Genomic DNA, 19665 nt, shown 5'->3' with positions numbered 1-19665 from the left:
CCGTCCGGATTCGGTACACCGCGCAAAGCCGGACGGCGCGATGCTACTTCGAAATTGACGCTTCAACCTTTTGGGCGACATCTGCCGGAACCCACGTGGCCAAAGCCTGTGGGTTGTTCTTCAGATACTGGATCGCGAGGGCGCGCGGGTCGCTCTTGCCGGAGCCCATGCTGGCCAATGCCTGAGTCACCGACGCCATAGGCAACGACATTTTGCTGAGGAACTCGGTTGCGACCGGGTCTGCCGTAAAGAATTGGGTCGAAACGACGACTTTCAGGTTAGTGACCGGCGACGAGCTCGGACACGGACTTGCGTCCTTGCTGTTGTTAATCGTCTTCCAGCACTCTGCATTGAATGCGGGCTCGTCCAGACGCACCGAGGGGTATCGCGCCAGCAGCGTGGAGGGCTGATAGTAGTAATACACGATCGGCTTGCCACGCTCGTTTGCCGACGCGATGGTTCCATCCATCGCGGCGCCGGTTCCCGGGTGAGTATTGGTGTACGACTTGTCGAGCTTGTAAGCCTTCAACTTCTGTGAGTTGTCCGATTCACATTGCCAGCCAATCGGGCAGTTCAGAACGCTTCCTCTCGAGGGGTCTTCCGGGTCGGCGAAGACGGTGGCGTACTTGCTCAGTTGCGAGACGCTTTTCAGATCCGGCGCAATCGGCTTGATGCCACGCTTCGGGTCTCCTTTGATAACGTACTCGGGGACGTAAAAGCCCTCGACGCTCCCCCCCTGCACCAGGTCGCCGATAATTTTGACTTTGCCGTCTTTGGCTGCGGTCTCAACTGCCGAGGTGCGACCGTTCCAGTATTCGACAAATACCTGTAGGTCATTGGTAGATACCGCACCGAGTGTGATGGCGTTCGACCCGTTGACGGTCTCGGTAGTGCAGCCGTACCCCTTTTCAAGAACGTAGCGGGCAATTTCGGTAAAGAACTTGCCGCTGTCCCAGCCAATCTCCGCAAACTTGATTGGCTTTCCCGAGCTGCACCACGTCGACGAGCTGGCAGCATGCGCGGATAGCGAGACCCCGGTCATGCCAAGGGTGAGGGCAGCAATTCGCAGGACTTTCGGATAGTTCATGGGGTCTCTATTAGCGTTAAATATGTGGATAAATGAGCTACAGACCGCGAGGTTGCCCCAGCAGTTTGACTACCTGTGACGACAACTTATTCGGTTGCAGCCAACCACTCGGGCACTGCATCGAACAGGTCTGCAACGAGGCCATAGTTCGCGACACCGAATATCGGTGCATCCTTATCCGAATTGATCGCGACGATAATTCGCGAGTCGCGCATGCCTGCGAGATGCTGAATGGCCCCCGAGAGGCCGACTGCAACGTAGATTTCCGGCGCGACAACCTTCCCGGTCTGCCCAACCTGACGCTCATTGGGAGCAAAGCCGGCATCAACGGCGGCCCTTGAGGCGCCTAACGCCGCGCCCAACTTATCCGCTAGCGGCTCAAGGATTCGCTCGTAGTTCTCTTTGCTGCCGAGCCCACGTCCGCCCGAAACGATAATGCTCGCCGACGCCAGGTCCGGGCGGTCTGACACGGCCGCCTGGCGCCCGGTCACTTCGCTCCTTTTCAGATCCTGCGTGACGACGCACTGCTCGACCGCCACCGCTGCGTGTTCCGCTGTTGCAGGTTGGAACGCCGTCGAGCGGACGGTAATTACTTTGAGCCGGTCGAGGGCTTCGACCGTCGCGATGACATTTCCTGCGTACATAGGACGGTCGTAGACGGATTCGCTGCGCACGGCGACGACATCCGAAAATTGCGCGACATCGAGCTTTGCGGCAACCCGGGGAGCGACATTCTTTCCAAAATTGCTGGTACTGAACAGGATGTGCGTGTAGCCGCTCTGGACAAGCAACAGAATAGTTGCCGCGAGGTTTTCCGCGCCGCGGTCTGCGAGATGTTCGGAATCCGCGACGAGGACCTTGTCGGCGCCCGCAGATGCCGCCACCGGAATGGACGCATAAAGTTGGTGGCCGGCCAGTAGAAGGTCGACGCGAGCGCTCGTAAAACTGGCAATTTGACGGGCCGCTACGAGGGTGCTGAATGTGGCTGGCAGCACGACATCGTCGACGACGTCTGCAATCACAAGAACTGACATGGCAAACCTGCTAGATAAGAGTTGAGTCGCTGCGAAGCCGACTGAGGAGCGTGTTTACGTCGGCGACAATTTCACCTCCCTTCTTCTCAGGCGGCTCGGATACCGCTATCGTTCTGTAATGCGGATCAATGTCGACGCCGAGTTCAGATGCCTGCACCACGTCGAGCGGCTTCTTCTTGGCCTTCATCAGATTCGGGAGCGTCACATAGCGCGGCTCGTTCAACCGTAAGTCCGCCGTCACGACAGCCGGCAGCGTCATTTGCGCGGTCTCGGTGCCGTCGTCGGTCTCCCGGGTGACCGACAGGCGACCGTCCTTAAGGCTGATGGACGATGCATAAGTGGCTTGGGGACGGTCGAGCAACGCCGCAAGCATCTGCCCAGTCTGATTCGAGTCATCGTCGATTGCCTGCTTGCCAAGCAATATGAGATCCGGCGCTTCCTTCGCGACAATCGATTTGAGCAGCTTTGCAATCGCAAGCGGTTGAAGTTCCGCTTCGGTATGAACGAGGATGGCTCGATCCGCTCCCATCGCGAGGGCCGTCCGTAGCGCGTCTTGTGACGGCGTCGGTCCACACGAAACGACAACCACGTCGGATGCCAGTCCCTGTTCCTTCAACCGGACAGCCGCCTCGACGGCAATCTCGCAGAACGGATTGATGGTCATCTTGATGTTCGTGAGGTCGACGCCGTTTCCATCACTCCGTACCCGTACCTTCACGTTTGGGTCCGCGACCCGTTTAACTGCGACGAGAATCTTCATAGGTGCTCCCTTTCGAATCGTTGTTGGCTACCGCGCGGCCCGCATGCGTTCGCCCTTCGGGTCGTACGGCGCTTCCGGAAGCAACCTTGCGCTCCTGCGTTCGCCCAGGACGTGCACTTCGTAGTTCGAGCCGGGGTCGATATGCGCGGTCTCGATGTAGCCCATGGCAAGGCTCTTTCGAACGGTGTGACCAAAACCGCCGGAGGTCGTGAAACCCACCACTTTCTCGCCGAGCCAGATGGGTTCAAAGCCACTCGGGTCCGCGTCAGTAGCGGCGACTTCGAGCATCACCAGGCGACGGCTTGGCGTCTGATCTTTCGCACGCAACGCTGCATCCCGGCCGATGAACTGCGGCTTGTCGAACGCGACGAAGTGCTTAAGGTCGTTCATGGAAGGCGTATATTCCGGCCCAAATTCCCGGGACCAGATGCCGAACCCCTTCTCGAGCCGCATGGAGAGCAACGCCCATACACCGTATTCCTTGAGACCAAGATCACCACCGGCGGCAAACAGTTGCTTGTAGAGGGCGCGCACGTGCATGGCTTCGCAGTAGAGTTCGTAGCCGTACTCTCCGGTCAAAGACAGTCGTGCGACTGTGACCGGAATGACACCGGCTTCCGCGGAGGTGACCGACAGCAAGGGCCTGGCAGCGTCGACCGCGCTCTTGCCGATGAGACGCTCGACCAACGCGGCCGCTTTGGGACCCGCCACGGCGAGCATCGCGAGCGAGTCGCTCCTGTTCTCGATTCGCACGGACCCATCCACTGGCAAATGCGACTCGAACCACCGCATGTGCCATTCCTGGAGGTAGCCCGAGCCTGTCACGAGGAAGGTGTCGTCGGCGGTCCGGAGAATGGTCAGGTCGCCCATTAGGCGCCCGGTTTCGCTGAGCATCGGCGCGAGTCGGGCACGTCCGACCGCGGGAATTTTTGACGCGAAGAGATTGTCGAGCCATGCGTATGCACCGGTCCCCGTCACCTCGTATTTCGCATAACCGCTGGCGTCGAACAGGCCGACGTTCTCGCGCACATTCGCGCACTCCTCGCCGACAACGTCGAATGCGTTAGAGCGCTTGAAAGTCGGCGTCTCAAAGGGTGTTTCGCCTTCGGGAGCGAACCACATTGGTGTCTCCAGCCCATAGCTGATGCCGAAGACAGCATTCTTCTCAGCCTGCAGGTCGTAGAGGGATGTGGTTTTGAGAGGACGCCCGGCGGGCCACTGTTCATTCGGGCGCGCCAGATAGAACCGATGTTCGTAGAACTCTTGCGCCTTCGCGGTCACGAAGTTCTGGGTCAGTTTCGGGAATCGCGCAACGTCAAATCCGAATACGTTGTCTTGCGGCTCGCCGTGAATCATCCACTGGGCGAGCGCGAGTCCGATGCCGCCGCCTTGGCTGAATCCAGCCATGCAACCGCATGCAGCCCAGTAATTCCCCTTTCCCCGAACCGGCCCGACAAGCGGATTGCCATCCGGCGTAAAGGTAAACGGCCCGTTCACGATGCGCTTGATGCCGGCATTGCCGACGCTCGGGAAGCGCTCGAAGCCCTTCATCAGCTCGTTTTCGAGCTTGTCGAGATTTGGCTGCAGAAGATCGGTCTCGCCATAGTCCCAGGGCGTCCCCGTCAACGACCATGGCGTGGAATTCTTCTCGTAAACGCCGAACAGCACACCCTGATGTTCCTGGCGCATGTAAATCTCGCCATCGAGGTCGACCATCACGGGAATTTCCTTGCCAAACGCCGCGAGCTCCGGAATGGCCTCGGTAATCAGATAGTGGTGTTCCATCGGGATGAGCGGCAGCTTCACCCCAGCCATCATCCCGACCTCGCGCGCCCACAGGCCGGCAGCGTTGACCACATGTTCCGCGTGAATCATGCCCTTGTCGGTGTAGACGTTCCAGGTTCCATCTGGAAGCTGCTCAAGGCTCTCCACCTTCGTCTGCTGATGGATTTCAGCGCCCCCTTTTTTCGCGGCCCGGGCGTAGGCCTGAGTTGCGCCGTAGGGGTCGAGGTGGCCTTCATCGGGACTCCACAGACCGCCGAGCACTTCGCTTGTGTCTGCGAGGGGACAAAGCGCTTTGATTTCCGAAGGGGTTATCAGCTCACTGTCGATTCCCATGAAGCGGTGACGGGACCATTCAGTCCGCAAAAACTCCCAGCGCTCCGAGGTGGCGGCCATCGCGACGCCCCCAGGGACATGCAATCCGACATCCTGGTCACCCACTTCCTGGATTTCCTTGTAGAGCGCGATTGTGTAGGCCTGCAAACGTACGATGTTTGGGTCGCTGTTGATTGAGTGAAATCCGGCCGCTGCATGCCACGTCGAACCTGCCGTCAGAACTTTGCGTTCCAGCAACGCGATGTCCTTCCAGCCAAACTTGGTCAGGTGATAGAGGACCGAGCAACCGACCACTCCTCCACCAATCACGACAGCTTGATAATGCGATTTCATTTTTCCACCAGGACGAAACGGTTTGACTTGCTCTCCCGGGCGCCGGCAATAAGGTTTGCCGTTGCGCGGATGATGAGCCGTGAAGACTCCAAGTTAGGTAGCCAGAAAATCCGGGGAAACCGAAAAGACTTGATGGTTTGCATGTGTTTTCGCATGCAGTGCTGTAAGACGCGCAAACCCTTGAATCGTCGAAAAATTTATCGCAGCCAAGCTGCACAAGGGTTTCGACGATAGGGGTAAGTACCGACCAACATAGGCGCCGCTTCAGTAGCCCACCTTTTTAGAATCCAATACAGTGTCGGGATAGCGGGCATGTCAATTACCTGCCCACGCCATGGAAGTTGGAGGGAATCGAGTGGCTACACAACGCAAGCGTCTCCCGCCTCTGAACACGATCGGTGCGTTCGAAGCATCCGCGCGACTCATGAGCTTCACTCGCGCGGCGGAAGAGCTCCATCTGTCACAGGGTGCGGTCAGCAGACAGATTCAGGTGCTCGAGGAACGGATGGGCGTTGCCCTGTTTAATCGCCGGCACAAGGAGATTCAGCTGACGCGAGCGGGCTTGATATTTCAGCAGGCCATTGCACAAAGCTTGAATTCCATTCGCCGGGCAGTGACGGTAATTGAAGCGCTTGATACGAGCACGGTGACAATCGCCGCGAGCAATGCGATGGCCAGCTTTTGGCTAATGCCTGCAATAATCGACTTTCGCACGCAGAACCCGGAAATCGATATCCGGGTGCTCGCCAGCAATACGCCCGTGGACCCGTGGAAAGATCCTGTCGACCTGGCAATACGATACGGTGATGGGCAGTGGCCGAACGTCACAAAGGTGAAGCTCTTCGAGGAAGAGATTTTCCCTGTGTGCAGCCCGGCATACCTCGCGGCGCACCCCATCAACTCAATCGACGACCTTCCCGCACTCGAGTTAATCGAGCTTGACAGTAGTATTTCAGCCTTCAACTCATGGGACTCCTGGTTGGAGCTTGCCGGCCAGCATTCTGGGAGGCTGCACAAGAACCTGACGCTGTCCAACTACGATCTGGTGTACCGGGCCGCGTGTAGCGGCAAGGGCGTCGCCCTGGCATGGTCGTATGGCATACCGCATGACGCTCGCGAGACGCTCCTGGTCAAGCCGCTCAAGGTGTCCTACAAGACGGGGTTGTCGGAGTACATCATCCATACGGAAAATGAGGAGTTGAGCGCTCCCGCAAAAATATTCCTGGATTGGCTTATCGATTTTGGGAAGCGCAGCATCTGGACCTGAGCGTCCCCCTTTAGCATTCGAGAAGGAGGTCGGTGAGCGGCGTGGAGCAACAAGCCAGTACGTAACCTTCATCGACCTCTTCGTCCGTTATCCCGCCGTTGTGCAGCATTTCAACTTCGCCGCTCAGCTTTCGCAGTTTGCAGGTGCCGCACACACCTGACCGGCAGGCATTGGGTATCTTGATTCCCTGCGGGGACGCATGCACTGCTTCAATGATGGTTCGGCCGGGTGAGCAAGACAGGTCAAGATTCGACAGCGCGAGCCGGACCGAGAAAGCCCCCCCTGTCGGCGACGGCATCTTCTTCACCTCAGCCGGCAGTTCGAAACTCTCCTGGTGAAACCGCTCCGACGCGCCGCCGCGTCGCTCAAACAGATTGCGCATTGATGCCATGAATCCGTCGGGCCCACAGCAATAGACACTACGCGACGTCCAGTCGGGAACGGTCTCGTCGAGCGTCTGTTCGCTAAGCCTGCCACGGTGGCAGTCGGAATCTGCGCGGGTTGAGGCGAAAAAGTGCGTGCGCAAACCGTTGACGGCTTCTCCAAGGTCCTTGAGCTCCCCCTGGAACATGATGTCTTCCGGCAAGCGGGCGAACTGGATGAATTGCACGTCGACCGAATCTCTCGATGTCCGCAGCGCGCGAACCATGGAAATGAACGGGGTAATACCCACGCCACCGGCGATGAACAACAGTGGCTGACGATGCCCCTCCGGCAAAACAAAATCGCCCGTTGCCCTGGAGACCCTGAGCTTGTCACCCTGAGCAAAATTCCGGTGCAGCCAGGTGGACACGACACCGTCAGGCGAATGTTTCACCGTGATGCAGAAGTCGCCTGGCTGAGTGTTGTGTGGCGCGGACGAAACCGTGTAGCAGCGATAAATCGTCTGTCCGTCGATTTCGAATTCCAGCGTGACGTACTGTCCGGCCCTGAACTCGAGTGTCCGGTCCGCACCGTCGAGCGAGAGATGGAACGTCTTGACGTTCCACGTCTCGCTGGTAACGGCGGCACATGTTACCTCCCGGAATGGACTATCCGTCATGATGCGACACGCTCCACTCGAATCGTGGCGGGCGCGGAGTGCAGCTCACGAACAAGGGTCGACAGATACCAGTCGATAAATTCAGTTACGCCACTTTCAACGAGCGATGAGTATGGACCAGGTTCGTAGCCCTTCGAGTTGATGCCAAGCTGATTGGCTTCAACCAGGCGCTGGTCTTGGGCGTTGGTAGCGGTCCAGACAGCGGTGAGGTCTTCCAGCGAGTAGTCGACGCCTTCGACTGCATCGCCGTTCACCAGCCACCACGTGGTCACCTGAGTTTCGGTCGCAGATAGCGGGAGCACGCGAAACGCGATCGCGTGGTCGGAAAGTGCGTGGTTCCACGTATTCGGGAAGCGGAGCAATCGCAGCGAGCCGACGTCTGCATCATCGAGCGTGCCCATGAGCTTCTTGCAGGCAAGCTCGCCGCTCATGGTGAAGGACAGTCCGCGCTCCATCGCTACGCGGACGAGGCGATACCCCTCGTCAGTTTCAATTGGCTCATGGGGAAGGCCGGCCGCGGTCCAGCGTCCCTCGTCCTTGATGCATTTTTCTGCGTAATCGCCGCCAAATCGAGGGTCCGTCGGGCCGTCGAACTCGGAGATTGTGCGCAAAAGCTCAGGGTGACTACCCGTGCAGTGGTAGCACTCCCGATTGTTCTCCAGAACAAGCTTCCAGTTACCCTTTTCGATGATGGTTGTCTCGTATGCCACCTTCCCGTTTTCCAACCCATGGGGACGGATATAGGGCGAGACTTTTTCGCGGAAGTCGTCGAACGCCGGCGGCTCTTCCGCCAGGGAAATGAAGATGTAACCTTCTACCGTCTCACAGTGAACAGGCTTCAGGGAAAACGCCGACGTGTCGAAATCTACCCCCATTTCTCTCGCGAACATCAGCTTCCCGTCAAGGCCGTATGTCCATTGGTGATAGGGGCATACCAGTGTTGCCGACGAACCTTTCTCGCCGGCGCAGATCCGCGAGCCTCGGTGACGGCAGGTGTTGTAGAACGCCCGAATGCCTTTGGACCTATCGCGAATGATGACCACCGAGCTACGGCCAACCTGCATCGTGAACCAGTTTCCCGGCTTCGGAATCTGCGCTACGACGCCGGCGAGAAGCCACTCACGCTCCCAAATCAATTCGAGCTCACGCTCGTACACGGAAGGGTCGTTGTAGAACGGCTGGGGAAGCGACCGACCGGGTACACGGGAACTGACGAGTGACTTGAGTTCTGAGTTCGACAACATGATTGGAGCCTGAAGATGTAAATGGTTGGCTGCTGATAAGCGCTGGCTACGTTAATTTGAATCGCAACGCAAATACGGCGCAACTCACGAAAACTGATGCTATGCATGTCATTCTTGAGGCATGACGGCTTACCGAGCTGAGTCCGCGAACCTCACATGTTTGAGTAGTTCGGTCTGCAGCCGCCCCCAGAAACCGTCCGGACGATTTTCTGCTTTGGGTCATTCACGTCGCATGTTTTGCTGTGAGTGAAACAACAACCGGCCCAACGTCGAAGCGAGACGTCGGGCCAGCGTCACTTACTCGTGCGGTGTCACCGCCGGTGTGGCTCGTTGACCTTCTGGTGTAAAAGCTGCCGTTTATCGAATCACGTGACCTCAGAAGAGGTGACGCAGTGCAACTCGGCCGACAAACTGCTTATTGCTCGACGAGGAATTGTCGGTCCCGGTGATATAGGCCTGGTCCAGGAACGTGCCTGTGGAGCCTGATACCTTCTGATAGACGGCTTGAACGTAGATGTCAGTGCGCTTCGAAAGGTTGTAATCCGCCATCAACCCGGCCTGATTCCACTTGGGACTGGAACTGCCGTTGCTGCCGTTGTATTTGCCGGTCGTGTAGGTATACATTCCCCCGACGAAGAAGGCGGGTGTGAAGTAGTACTGCGCATTGAGTTCGAAATTGTCGAATCGAAGTGAACTCACACTAATGCCCGCGGGAAACGCGGAAGGCGTGAGGTAACCATTGCCGGTAGGATTGTCGAGTTTCGTATGCGTGTAGACAAAACCCAGCGTGGCAAGGCCAATTTTATAGTTGATACCCGCGCCAAACTCCCGCTGATGGCCCGCAAAGAAGCTCGCGTCATTCGCAGCGACAGCACCGGTAGAGCCAATGCCGACGTTGTTGATGTCCATGTAGGCGGCGCCGATGGTGAATGCGCCACCAGAATAGGTCGCACCCACACTCATCGCTCTGTTGTTCGCGAACTGGCCGGCGGTATTGCTAAAGCCGTACAGTCCACCAAATTTGAAACCACCGTAATTGGCACTGGTGTACTTGACCGAGTTGCTAACGCGGAAAGAGTTATCCGTATTGTCATTGTCGTACGGATGAGCGAAGAGATAACCGGCCCAATTACCGTTCGCAGTGGTCGGCCCCAGGAAGTCGACCACTGAATCGTATTGACGCCCGAAGGTGACCGAGCCGTATTGGTCGCTGGAGATACCGACGAGCGCTTGCCGACCAAACATCCTGCCACCTTGGTTCGCGCGGCCGCTGCTAAGGTCGAAACCGTTTTCCAACGTGAAGATTGTCTTCAACCCACCGCCCAGGTCTTCGGCGCCCTTCAGACCCCAGCGATTTCCGTAGGCGTAGCCGGCGGCCATCTCATAGTTCTTGTTGCCGCCAGTGTTGTTCGTGAAGTTGATGCCTTCGTCGAGTACGCCGTACATCGTCACGGTCGATTGTGCAAACGCAGTCGACGAGGTGACGACCCCCGCCAGCGCAAGCATGGTCAGTTGCTTCTTCATTTAGACGCTCCAAACGCGCATGTCACTTAATTTAGTTTGTTCCCTCTCAAGTCGTTGGGACCTGAAGGGCGTTGCGGGTAACCCAATTGAGAGCCTAAGAAGACGAAAAATCGCGCGCAAACCAAAGAATCACATGCACAGCATTCGAAAAAGCATCCAAGCGTTGCGGAGGCGCGATCAGGCGAGCGCGGCGCGCTCAGCGGATTCCAGTGTGTTGACCAGCAACATCGTAATGGTCATGGGTCCCACCCCACCCGGTACAGGGGTAGCAAAGCCCGCGACCTCGTTGACGGACGCGAAATCGACGTCGCCGCACAGCTTCCCTTCATCAGTCTTGTTCATGCCCACGTCAATCACGGTGCTGCCCGGCTTGACCATGCTCCCGGTGACGATGTTTCGCTTCCCTACCGCTGCGACGACAATATCGGCGGATTTTGTATGCTCCGCGAGGTTTGGCGTCTTGCTGTGGCAGATAGTGACGGTCGCGCCCGCCTCGAGCAACAGGAGCGCCATCGGCTTTCCTACGATGTTGGATCGCCCGATTACCACAGCGCTCTTACCGGCCACCGGAATGTCGTACGCCTCAAGCATCTTCATCACGCCATAGGGTGTGCATGGCCGGAACTGCGGGCGGCCCGTCATCAGCGCGCCCGCATTGGCGACGTGAAATCCGTCGACGTCTTTGTCAGCGGCAATGGACTCGATGACTTTGTGAGCGCCGATATGCGGCGGCAACGGTAGCTGAACGAGTATGCCGTGTACGCTCGGGTCGGCATTCAGCTGCTGAATTCGCAGCAAGAGTTCGGCCTCCGTCACGGTGGCCGGCAATCGGTCCAAGGTAGAGGCAAGTCCGTGTTGTTCACACGCCTTGACCTTATTGCGTACATACACCGCGCTTGCTGGATTGTCGCCAACCAGTACGACCGCCAGCCCAGGCTTCATGCCCTTGGCGGTCAAGGCGGCCGCCCGCCGAGATACGTCCTCGCGCAACTTTGCCGACAGCGCGACGCCGTCGATGATTTTCGCTTTGGTCATTTCCTGCTCCACCCAATGAGTTCTTCCGAAGCCGATAGCCCGATGCCACCGAGCGGCACTTATCATGTACATTTATGTATATAACGTCAAGTTGGCAAAATCCAGCCTCTGTTCCTCCGAAGATTGTGCCTCTATCTTGGATAAATAGGGCCATAATACGATGCTTTTTCAATTAAAACCGCCAGTGTCCACAAACCTTGCCCGAGAAATTCCTTGCCGCTATATTGAGTACAGATATGTACATTAAATTCAAAAAAATACTCGAGTGACGAACCCAACGGGCTGCAAGCATTTCGGCGAAATCGGAGCGAACTGCGCCATGACAGACATTGATGTTGCGACGAGCTGCCGACGGCTTTTCCTTCATGGTTGGAGCTGCAGCGAAAGTGGAGCCGGGCACGGCCGCGCAAATTGCTGACGCGTGAATGTTCGCGTCATAGGGAGCACAAGTATCCGGGCTCCGACATAGATATCGTTACCCACTGCCCGTCGGAAACTACGCACAGTCTGATCTTAGGAAGTTAAAAATGTTCTCACACGTTGAACCCTATGCCGGCGACCCAATCCTCGGATTGATGGAGAAATTCGCCCAGGACGACCGCCCGAACAAGGTCAATCTTGGTGTAGGCATCTACTACGACGACTCGGGCAAGATTCCCGTGCTCAATGCAGTCAGGAAGTCAGAAGAACGGGTGTTCGCAGCGCACGCACCGGTTTCGTACCTGCCGATGGAAGGAGATCGTACTTATCGGAATCTTGTTGCCCGGCTGCTATTTGGTTCCGAGGCTGCGCCTTCGTCCGAGTCACTCGCCATGGTCCAGTCTCTTGGGGGCAGTGGAGCGTTGAAGGTTGGCGCTGATTTTCTAAAGCATTACTACGCTGACAGTACCGTCCATGTCTCGGACCCTACCTGGGACAACCACATTGGCATCTTCGAAGGCGCTGGGTTTACGGTTGGCCGGTACCGCTACTACAACTCGACGACGAAAGGCCTCGATTTCAACGGGATGCTGGAAGATCTACGGGGCCTGAAACAGCGCGACATCGTGTTGCTGCATCCCTGTTGCCACAACCCCACTGGCGTGGACCCGGACCAGGAGCAGTGGCAAAAAATTCTAGACGTAGTCGAAGAGCGAAACCTCATTCCGTTCGTCGATATCGCGTACCAGGGGTTCGCGGAAAGTTTGACACTCGATGCGTTTGTCGTGCGTGAACTGGCTCGCCGCCAACGCAACTTTCTCGTCAGCAACTCGTTTTCGAAGATTTTCTCTCTCTACGGCGAGCGGGTCGGGGCTCTTACCGTGCACTGCGCAGATTCAACTCAGACAGCAAACGTGCTGGGACAACTGAAGTTCAACGTGCGGCGCAACTATTCGAATCCGCCGACGCATGGCATGCGCCTGATTTCGGGGGTGCTGTCGGACGAGGCGCTATATAAGCAATGGGTGGGCGAGCTTGATGCAATGCGGTTGCGGATTGCCGAGATGAGGCAGAGGCTCCATGCAAGCCTGAGCGCTGCGGTGCCAGGCCGAAGTTTTGAACACATCGTCAAGCAAAGAGGCATGTTTGCCTACACCGGCCTCAGTGCAACAGAAGTTGCAATGCTGCAATCGGATTTCGGAGTCTACGCTGTCGCCAGTGGCCGCATAAGCGTCGCTGGATTGAACAGCAACAATGTCGACTATGTTGCGGAGGCGTTCGCGCGCGTCATCAAATAGCAGTCTTGGGGATTGCGCGACGCGACTGCATACGGCCGCGCAATTGTTGATGGCAGTGCAGCAGCCTCGGTCTCCTACAGTTTCAGTCCGCTGAGCAACTCCAGATAGCGCGGCGCAACCCGTTTGCGCACTTCCTCACTCTCCTTGATGCCTGTGAGGTAGTAGCCGAGTTGATGGAAGTAGAGAAGCTTTGCCCGAATCAGGCTGTCGGGCTTCGAATGACCCATGTCCTCGAAGATTTTCTGAAGGTGAGCAATGCGCTGCCGATCGATGCGGGCAACCCGCTTCGCAACGGCAGGGTCTTTGCGCGCCCACTCGCGCATCGCCATGTCGAAGTCAGACGAAAACTCGCGTTCATCGATAAACAGATTCATCAACTGACGAAGACGCTTCCTGGCCAACTGCTCGCGCTCCTTCGGGTCTTCCTCGTGCGGCTGGACGAGTTCGCGCAAAGCCCGGTCATTGAACTCGGTCCAATATTCAATCAGTGCGTCCAACAATTCCTGGCGGCTCTTGAAGTTCCAGTAAAAGCTGCTGCGGCTGATCTCCAGCATCGCCGCCAGTGGTTCGACCTTCACCGCATCGATGCCCTGGTCGACAAGAATCGAACGCGCGGCGTCGAGCCACACAGTACGGTCAACGGCCGGCCGGGAAGCCTTGGTCATTCTCTTCGTCGATTTCTCACCAGTCATTTCTGCAGGCATGCGTGTTTCGATAACGGTTAATTTCGGAGCAAGCATAGCATTCCCGGCTTCTGAACCAGAATCAGCACGGCTTCCGCTGAGCCCCCTCGGGGCCGCGCTCGCGAATGCGAGCCGCTATTGTCCGAAGTTCCGAGCCGCGCCACACAAAAGATCGCGTTTATGGGCAGCTGTGCTCATTCCAAATTCCACAACGACCTGCAATGGAATGGCTTGGACTTGCCAGGCGGAGCGCCCAATTGGAGCACCCATGTTTGAGAGACAACACCGATTATCCAGAATGGCCCGCGTCTGCCAGAGGCATTGCGCATAGACGTTTCGCGAAAAATGTATGTTCCGCCGCGGGAACCTTGCCAGGCTCAGGGAACGCAGCGTAAACCACTATGCGTGACCCGTTATAAAAGTGTTGCTCAATGATTTTGAAGAATTTACTGTAAGTACAGTCATGTACATTATGCAGCACAGAACAAACCGGTTACTCCTTGCCGGCCTGACTGCGGAGTCTGAATTCGTACGGACAGCTGGTCGATTGGATGAGCGTTTTTCGGCTTCGAGCCTACGTTTCACGTTGATGCCGACCGTCTCGCTTGTGACTAGCATCTTCCTTAGGTTTATCTGACGAGGTAACGGAATGAAATTAAGAGAACGTTGCACGCTGGTGCTAGGTTGTTCAGTGGCATTGGTCACCAGCGCGAACGCGGACCAGACGGTGACGATTGGATACTCGGGCCCTCTAACCGGGCAGGTCGCCCACATCGGCAAGGACGCCGAAAGCGGCGTCAAGCTGGCAATTGACGAGGCAAACGCGGCGGGAATCAAAATCAAGGGCTCGCCCGTTCATTTCGTCCTCGATTCCGAAGACGATGCGGCCGACCCGAAAACAGCCGTGGCCGTCGCACAGAAGTTCGCTGACGCAAAAATCAGCGGTGTCGTGGGCCACCTGACGTCGGGAGCGACGATCCCGGCCTCCAAGGTGTACGCCAATGCCGGCATCCCCGAGGTGTCACCGTCTGCGACCAATCCCATCCTGACGCGACAAGGCTTTGCCACCGCGTTTCGCGTAATTGGCGACGACAGCTATGTCGGTCGCGTGGTCGCCCAGTATCTGGCAAAGACCAAGGGCTACAAGCGGATCGCCGTGGTGGACGACCGCACGTCGTATGGACAAGGACTGGCCGACGTAGTCGTCAGCGAGCTCAAAGCGGCAGGTGTCGACATCGTCGACCGCGAATACGTCTCCGACAAAGCAATTGATTTTCGCGGCATCCTGACTTCCATTAAGTCGAAGAACGCACAGGCAATCTTTTATGGCGGTGTCGATGCTCAGGCAGGTCCGATGCGCAAACAGATGAACGCGTTGGCCATGAACGTCCCGCTGGTCGGCTCCGCCATCGAGACGGACAAGTTTATCGAACTGGCTGGCGCCGGCGCTGCGGAAGGAACGGTCTCGGCGGAATCCGGCCAGCCGCTGGACAAAATGCCGAAGGGCAAGACGTTCGAAGGGAAATTCAGGAAGTACGGCTCCGTCGTGCTCTATGCCCCATACGCGTACGACGCAACATGGGCGCTCATCAATTCAATGAAGCTTGCGGACTCGACCGTCCCCGCAGACTATCTGCCAGCAATGAAGAAGGTTGACTTTGATGGCGTCACCGGGAAGATTGCGTTTGATTCCAAAGGCGACCTACGCGCTGCGAACGTAACCCTTTATGAAGTGAAGAACGGCAAATACGTGCCAACGACAACCGTCGCGTTGAAGTAAAGATGGTTGTATTGACGATGCACGCATTGCTGAAGACCCCGCCAGGAGACTCAGGAATCGGATAGACGGTGCTTCAGAAACGCGCACTGACAAAGTCGAGGGAGGAACCACCGGGCCTCCCTCGACAAACCACTATTGCAGGCCTGCGGAAAGGTCGTCCCTGAACTCCTCCGCCGCATCCAGCATCCAGCTCAATACATACGCTGCTGAGCCAACGTCAAAGTAAGCGACATACTCGCCGACCGTTCGGTGCATAAGCATGGACGGAAGACCCGCGAAACGCGTGGTTACGACGTGTCCCGCAGGGAACGCCACCGGGTTCAGGTCAATCGCGCACCCCTTGGCTAAAAATGCCGGCGCATCGTCGCCGGAAAAGATAAACGCCACCCTGCTATCGGACACCTGGGTGACCGTCGCAAATTGCCCGGCTAGAGCAGCAATAAGCGCGGAGAGCGCAATTTCTTCTGAAGACAATTGGCAGAAGTAGAGGAACTCATTCGGACCAGCCCATGCAAGCTGCGCGTTGCCGCTGACCGAGAATCCCTCCGATACAGGAAGCGGAAGATCAAGTGCAGCGGTTACTGCTGCCCCAAACGCCGCGTCCTTCGCATTACCCTGCAGCCGGAAGATGCCGTGGAGCGGCAGCTCCGAGACCGTCAATCCGCGCGAGCAGATTGGAAAAGGCCGCCCCTGCACAAGTTGGTCCGAAACCGTAGACCTGGCCATGAGCTTATCCATTCAGACGTTCTCCTTTCGGGTCGAAGTGGGCCGTAGGAACGACCCGCGCTGAGATGATGCGTCCCTTGGCGTAGATATTCACTTCTTCGCCAAGGCGCGACGCGCCGTTGCGCAGAATGCCAAGACCAATCGATTTGCCGAGCATGGGACTGGTACAGGCGGACGTAACATAACCGTCGGACGCTGCCGGAAGCTGCGGAGCAGATCCGTTCACAAAGTGCCCACCAACCGGAAGCGGCACCTTAGGGTCGGCTGATTCGAGGCCGACAAACTCGAGGCGCCCAGTTGCTTTATCCGCCGGGCGTTGCAGGGACCGGCGGCCAACGAAGTCGTCCGTTTTCTTTTCGATTATCTTGCCCCAGCCAATATCGAGCGGATTGGAGCATCCATCCGTATCGGCGCCGACGTGAAGGTAGCCTTTCTCCGTGCGCATCACCTCAAGCGCCTCAATGCCGTATGGCGCAATTCCGAACGGCTTGCCCACGTTGTAGATATGCTCCCACAAGGCTTGGGCATAGCGTCCGGGGACGGAGATTTCGTACGTGACCTCGCCGGTGAAACTCGCCCGGAGAATGCGGGCCTGAACCCCTGCAAGCGTTCCCGCGCGAAAGTGCATGTGGGGAAAACTCTCCGCCGAAAAGTCGATATCTGACTCGAGCTGTTCCATCACGCTACGCGCTTTCGGTCCCGAGACCGTTACGTTCGCCCATTGGGTCGTGACGTTGTTCACATGCACCCGCAAGTCCGGCCATTCACATTGAAGGTATTCTTCCAGCAGCAGGAACACACGGCCTACCGCACCGCTGGTCGCATGAACGAGAAAATGGTCACCGGCGAGCCGGACGACGACACCGTCGTCGATAAGGACACCGTTGTCGTTCGTCAGCATCGCATAACGAGCAAACCCGGGTTTCAGTGTTGCCAGGTTGTTCACATACACACGGTTCAGAAACGTACCTGCGTCTGGGCCTTTCACCTCGATCTTTCCGAGCGGTGAACCATCGAACATTCCCACGCCGTTCCGTACAGCAAGGACTTCGCGCCGGGTTGCTGCGACGATATCTTCATTGCCTTGTGGGTAATACTCCGGTCGATTCCATCCATAATCGCCGAAGCGGGCGCCATGCGCGCGATGGAACGCGATTGCGGGCAAAGTCTGCCACGGCGCGTACCGCTCGCCAACGGTGCTGCCTGCAAACGCTCCGAGGGTCACGGGCTGATAAGGCGGACGAAACCGCGTGGTGCCGACCTTCATAATGGGCTGCCCACTCAATTCGGCCATGATTGCGAGAATGTTGAAATTGCTCGATTTCCCCTGGTCGATACTCATCCCGCCCGTCGTGTATCGCTTCACATGCTCAACCGAACGGAAGTTTTCGCGCATCGCAAGTTCGACGTCCGACACTTTCACGTCGTACTGAAAGTCCAGCCACTGCTTGTCTGTGCGCGTGTTCTGCGTGAACCAGAACGGCTCAATGCGCAGAGCTTCTTCGCTGGCACCGTGAGTGCTGGGCACTCCGACCGTGCCCGACTGCCTGCCGTCCAGTTGGCGGACGACTTTTTCACCCGCCTGAAGACCGTCTTTGAAGCACTCTGGCAGCGAGAACTGACCGTCGGCAGCGCCGATAACCTGAACATTCTGTGAGCACGCATCCGGCACGAGACATGCGCGATCTTCGCTGTACCGCAGCGAGCCTCCCGCCTGGCTGTACAGATGGATGGTCGGTGTCCAGCCGCTCGACATACCAACCAGATCACACGGCACACTTATCGTATCGCTCGCAAGCAGCCCGTCGCCAAGATGCTTCGACAACTTGACGGCTTTCACCCGGCGCTTGCCAGCAACGTCGCGAATGCTGTGCCCGGCATAGTGAGCTATGCCCAGATTGCCCAAAGCCCGGACAAGAGCTTCGTCAACCTTCGGGCGCGTGTCGACAACCGTAATTAACCTGACGCCAGCGGCATGCAAGTCGAATGCAGTCCGGTAAGCATCGTCGTGGTTTGCTGCAATCACGGCCCGTTGACCAGGTACAACGCCAAACCGGTTCACGTACGTACGTATCGCAGAGGCCAGCATCACACCTGGCCTATCGTTATTGCTGAACACGAGCGGACGCTCGAGCGCGCCGGTGGCGAGAATCACAGAAGTCGCACGGATGCGCCAGAGTCGTTCGCGCAGACGTCCGTTCTGCCCAATCGGTCCGAGGTGATTCGATACGCGTTCTGCTGCTGCAAGTACGTTGTTCTCGTAGTAGCCGCTCACGTTCGTGCGCGGCAGCAATTGCACGTTCGGCATGTGCTGCAACGATACAAGGGTTTTCTCAACCCAACGCGCGGCAGGTTTACCATCGACCTCGAATCGCTCAGAGGTCAGCGCGCCGCCGAATTCTTCGCGGTCGTCGGCGAGAATCACGCGTAAGCCAGCCCGGCCGGCAACCATCGCAGCCGTCAACCCGGCAGGGCCGCCGCCTACGATAAGCAGATCACAGTGAGCATTACGTTTCTGGTACTTCTGAGCGTCCGGCGCTTTCGGTGCTTTGCCGAGACCGGCAATGGGCCGAACAAAACGCTCGTAGAAGTGCCAGTTCGGCCACATCATCGATTTGTAATAGAACGAAGCAGGCAGAACGCGCTGAAACACATCGAGAATGCCCAGAACGTCGTGTTGCGCATTCGGCCACGAATTCTGGCTCGCCGCACTAAGGCCACTGTAAAGAGGCGTCAGCGTAGCGCGCACGTTCGGCTCTTCGAATGCGCCCGATTCCAGTTGCACCAGTCCATTCGCCTCTTCGACCCCAGCGCTCATGATCCCGCGCGGCCGATGCAGCTTGAAGCTGCGACCTACGATATCGACCCGGTTGGCTATGAGCGCGGTAGCAAGCGTGTCGCCTTCAAGGCCTTCATACTGTTTTCCGTCGAAACTGAAGGCAACCTTCTTCCGCGCTTCGTCGGGTCGCGCGCCATAGACAGGAACGCGGTCAAGCGGTTTCATGAAGACCTCCCTTAGCCGGGTCAACTGCGTTCAATTGGCATGCTGCGCGGTCCAACGTAAAAACACGGAGCAATGCATGGCTCACGGTGTCGCGCTCGATGCCGAACCATTGCCGGCAACCAAACGTGTGCCGCCACCTTTCCACGGAAGGCCCCCGAGCGTTTTCCCGGGTGAACATATAAGTCGCCCAGTCAGCGTCGCTCAGATTCTGGGGGTCTGCCGGGCGAACGCGAGCGAGCGGCCCGCCGAATGTGAACTCTTCTTCGTCCCGGGTGCTGCCGCAATACGGACAGGGAATGCGTAACATGAT

The 19665-nt window shown here is 57.6% G+C and carries 15 protein-coding genes and 1 pseudogene; 3 read left to right on the top strand and 13 right to left on the bottom strand.

Annotated elements, in window-relative coordinates:
- Nucleotides 1-43 precede the first annotated feature (43 nt).
- The 4 genes from PQR67_RS04790 to PQR67_RS04775 form a co-directional block, all read right to left on the bottom strand.
- On the bottom strand, nucleotides 44-1087 hold the full coding sequence (locus tag PQR67_RS04790; protein WP_408455179.1) for a glycine betaine ABC transporter substrate-binding protein: 1044 nt from the start codon (nucleotides 1085-1087) through the stop codon (nucleotides 44-46).
- 86 nt (nucleotides 1088-1173) lie between these two features.
- Nucleotides 1174-2121, bottom strand: a complete 948-nt coding sequence (locus tag PQR67_RS04785; RefSeq protein WP_408455176.1) for an electron transfer flavoprotein subunit alpha/FixB family protein — start codon at nucleotides 2119-2121, stop codon at nucleotides 1174-1176.
- 10 nt (nucleotides 2122-2131) lie between these two features.
- Nucleotides 2132-2881, bottom strand: a complete 750-nt coding sequence (locus PQR67_RS04780) for an electron transfer flavoprotein subunit beta/FixA family protein (RefSeq protein WP_408455173.1) — start codon at nucleotides 2879-2881, stop codon at nucleotides 2132-2134.
- A 27-nt stretch (nucleotides 2882-2908) separates the two neighbouring features.
- Nucleotides 2909-5332, bottom strand: a complete 2424-nt coding sequence (locus PQR67_RS04775; protein ID WP_408455170.1) for a GcvT family protein — start codon at nucleotides 5330-5332, stop codon at nucleotides 2909-2911.
- Nucleotides 5333-5666: 334 nt separating this feature from the next.
- Here PQR67_RS04775 and PQR67_RS04770 point away from each other — a divergent pair, with 334 nt between their 5' ends.
- Nucleotides 5667-6599, top strand: a complete 933-nt coding sequence (locus PQR67_RS04770) for a LysR substrate-binding domain-containing protein (RefSeq protein ID WP_408455167.1) — start codon at nucleotides 5667-5669, stop codon at nucleotides 6597-6599.
- A 10-nt stretch (nucleotides 6600-6609) separates the two neighbouring features.
- On the opposite strand, the gene PQR67_RS04765 is transcribed toward PQR67_RS04770, so the two are convergent.
- The 5 genes and pseudogenes from PQR67_RS04765 to folD all read right to left on the bottom strand — a co-directional run bounded on the left by PQR67_RS04765 (nucleotide 6610) and on the right by folD (nucleotide 11444).
- Nucleotides 6610-7641, bottom strand: a complete 1032-nt coding sequence (locus tag PQR67_RS04765) for a flavin reductase family protein (protein ID WP_408455164.1) — start codon at nucleotides 7639-7641, stop codon at nucleotides 6610-6612.
- Complete coding sequence (locus PQR67_RS04760; protein WP_408455161.1) at nucleotides 7638-8885, bottom strand: aromatic ring-hydroxylating oxygenase subunit alpha; 1248 nt, start codon at nucleotides 8883-8885, stop codon at nucleotides 7638-7640. The genes PQR67_RS04765 and PQR67_RS04760 overlap by 4 nt, the downstream gene beginning before the upstream one ends.
- A gap of 152 nt (nucleotides 8886-9037) precedes the next feature.
- Nucleotides 9038-9136: pseudogene (locus PQR67_RS04755) on the bottom strand (4Fe-4S dicluster domain-containing protein); the annotation flags it as partial.
- A 124-nt stretch (nucleotides 9137-9260) separates the two neighbouring features.
- Nucleotides 9261-10409, bottom strand: coding sequence for a porin (locus tag PQR67_RS04750; RefSeq protein WP_408455159.1), 1149 nt, complete (start codon nucleotides 10407-10409; stop codon nucleotides 9261-9263).
- 177 nt (nucleotides 10410-10586) lie between these two features.
- On the bottom strand, nucleotides 10587-11444 hold the full coding sequence (folD, locus tag PQR67_RS04745) for a bifunctional methylenetetrahydrofolate dehydrogenase/methenyltetrahydrofolate cyclohydrolase FolD (protein WP_408455156.1): 858 nt from the start codon (nucleotides 11442-11444) through the stop codon (nucleotides 10587-10589).
- Between the two features lie 527 nt (nucleotides 11445-11971).
- On the opposite strand from folD, the gene PQR67_RS04740 reads away from it, so the two are divergent.
- Entirely contained in the window at nucleotides 11972-13162 is a 1191-nt protein-coding gene (locus tag PQR67_RS04740) for an amino acid aminotransferase (protein WP_408455154.1), read from the top strand.
- A gap of 74 nt (nucleotides 13163-13236) precedes the next feature.
- Here the strand turns inward: PQR67_RS04740 and PQR67_RS04735 are convergent, their stop codons facing one another.
- A complete protein-coding gene (locus tag PQR67_RS04735; protein WP_408455151.1) occupies nucleotides 13237-13902 on the bottom strand; it encodes a TetR/AcrR family transcriptional regulator in 666 nt (221 codons plus the stop codon).
- A gap of 634 nt (nucleotides 13903-14536) precedes the next feature.
- Here PQR67_RS04735 and PQR67_RS04730 point away from each other — a divergent pair.
- Nucleotides 14537-15625 (top strand): branched-chain amino acid ABC transporter substrate-binding protein, encoded by a 1089-nt coding sequence (locus tag PQR67_RS04730; RefSeq protein ID WP_408455148.1) that lies wholly within the window; start codon nucleotides 14537-14539, stop codon nucleotides 15623-15625.
- A gap of 132 nt (nucleotides 15626-15757) precedes the next feature.
- On the opposite strand, the gene PQR67_RS04725 is transcribed toward PQR67_RS04730, so the two are convergent.
- Genes PQR67_RS04725 through PQR67_RS04715 form a run of 3 tightly spaced genes read right to left on the bottom strand, consistent with a single transcriptional unit; the run spans nucleotide 15758 to nucleotide 19662 of the window.
- Nucleotides 15758-16363, bottom strand: a complete 606-nt coding sequence (locus tag PQR67_RS04725) for a sarcosine oxidase subunit gamma (RefSeq protein ID WP_408455145.1) — start codon at nucleotides 16361-16363, stop codon at nucleotides 15758-15760.
- Nucleotides 16356-19355: a sarcosine oxidase subunit alpha family protein gene (locus PQR67_RS04720; RefSeq protein WP_408455142.1), complete on the bottom strand. Its 3000-nt coding sequence runs from the start codon at nucleotides 19353-19355 to the stop codon at nucleotides 16356-16358. Before PQR67_RS04720 ends, PQR67_RS04725 begins: the two co-directional genes overlap by 8 nt.
- The gene (locus tag PQR67_RS04715; RefSeq protein WP_408455139.1) at nucleotides 19342-19662 is read right to left on the bottom strand and encodes a sarcosine oxidase subunit delta; all 321 of its coding nucleotides are present in this window, start codon (nucleotides 19660-19662) and stop codon (nucleotides 19342-19344) included. Before PQR67_RS04715 ends, PQR67_RS04720 begins: the two co-directional genes overlap by 14 nt.
- Nucleotides 19663-19665: the final 3 nt, after the last annotated feature.

This window comes from Paraburkholderia fungorum (genome assembly GCF_046026025.1).
Taxonomy (GTDB): domain Bacteria; phylum Pseudomonadota; class Gammaproteobacteria; order Burkholderiales; family Burkholderiaceae; genus Paraburkholderia; species Paraburkholderia fungorum_E.
This window is presented reverse-complemented; position numbering and strand designations above follow the sequence as displayed.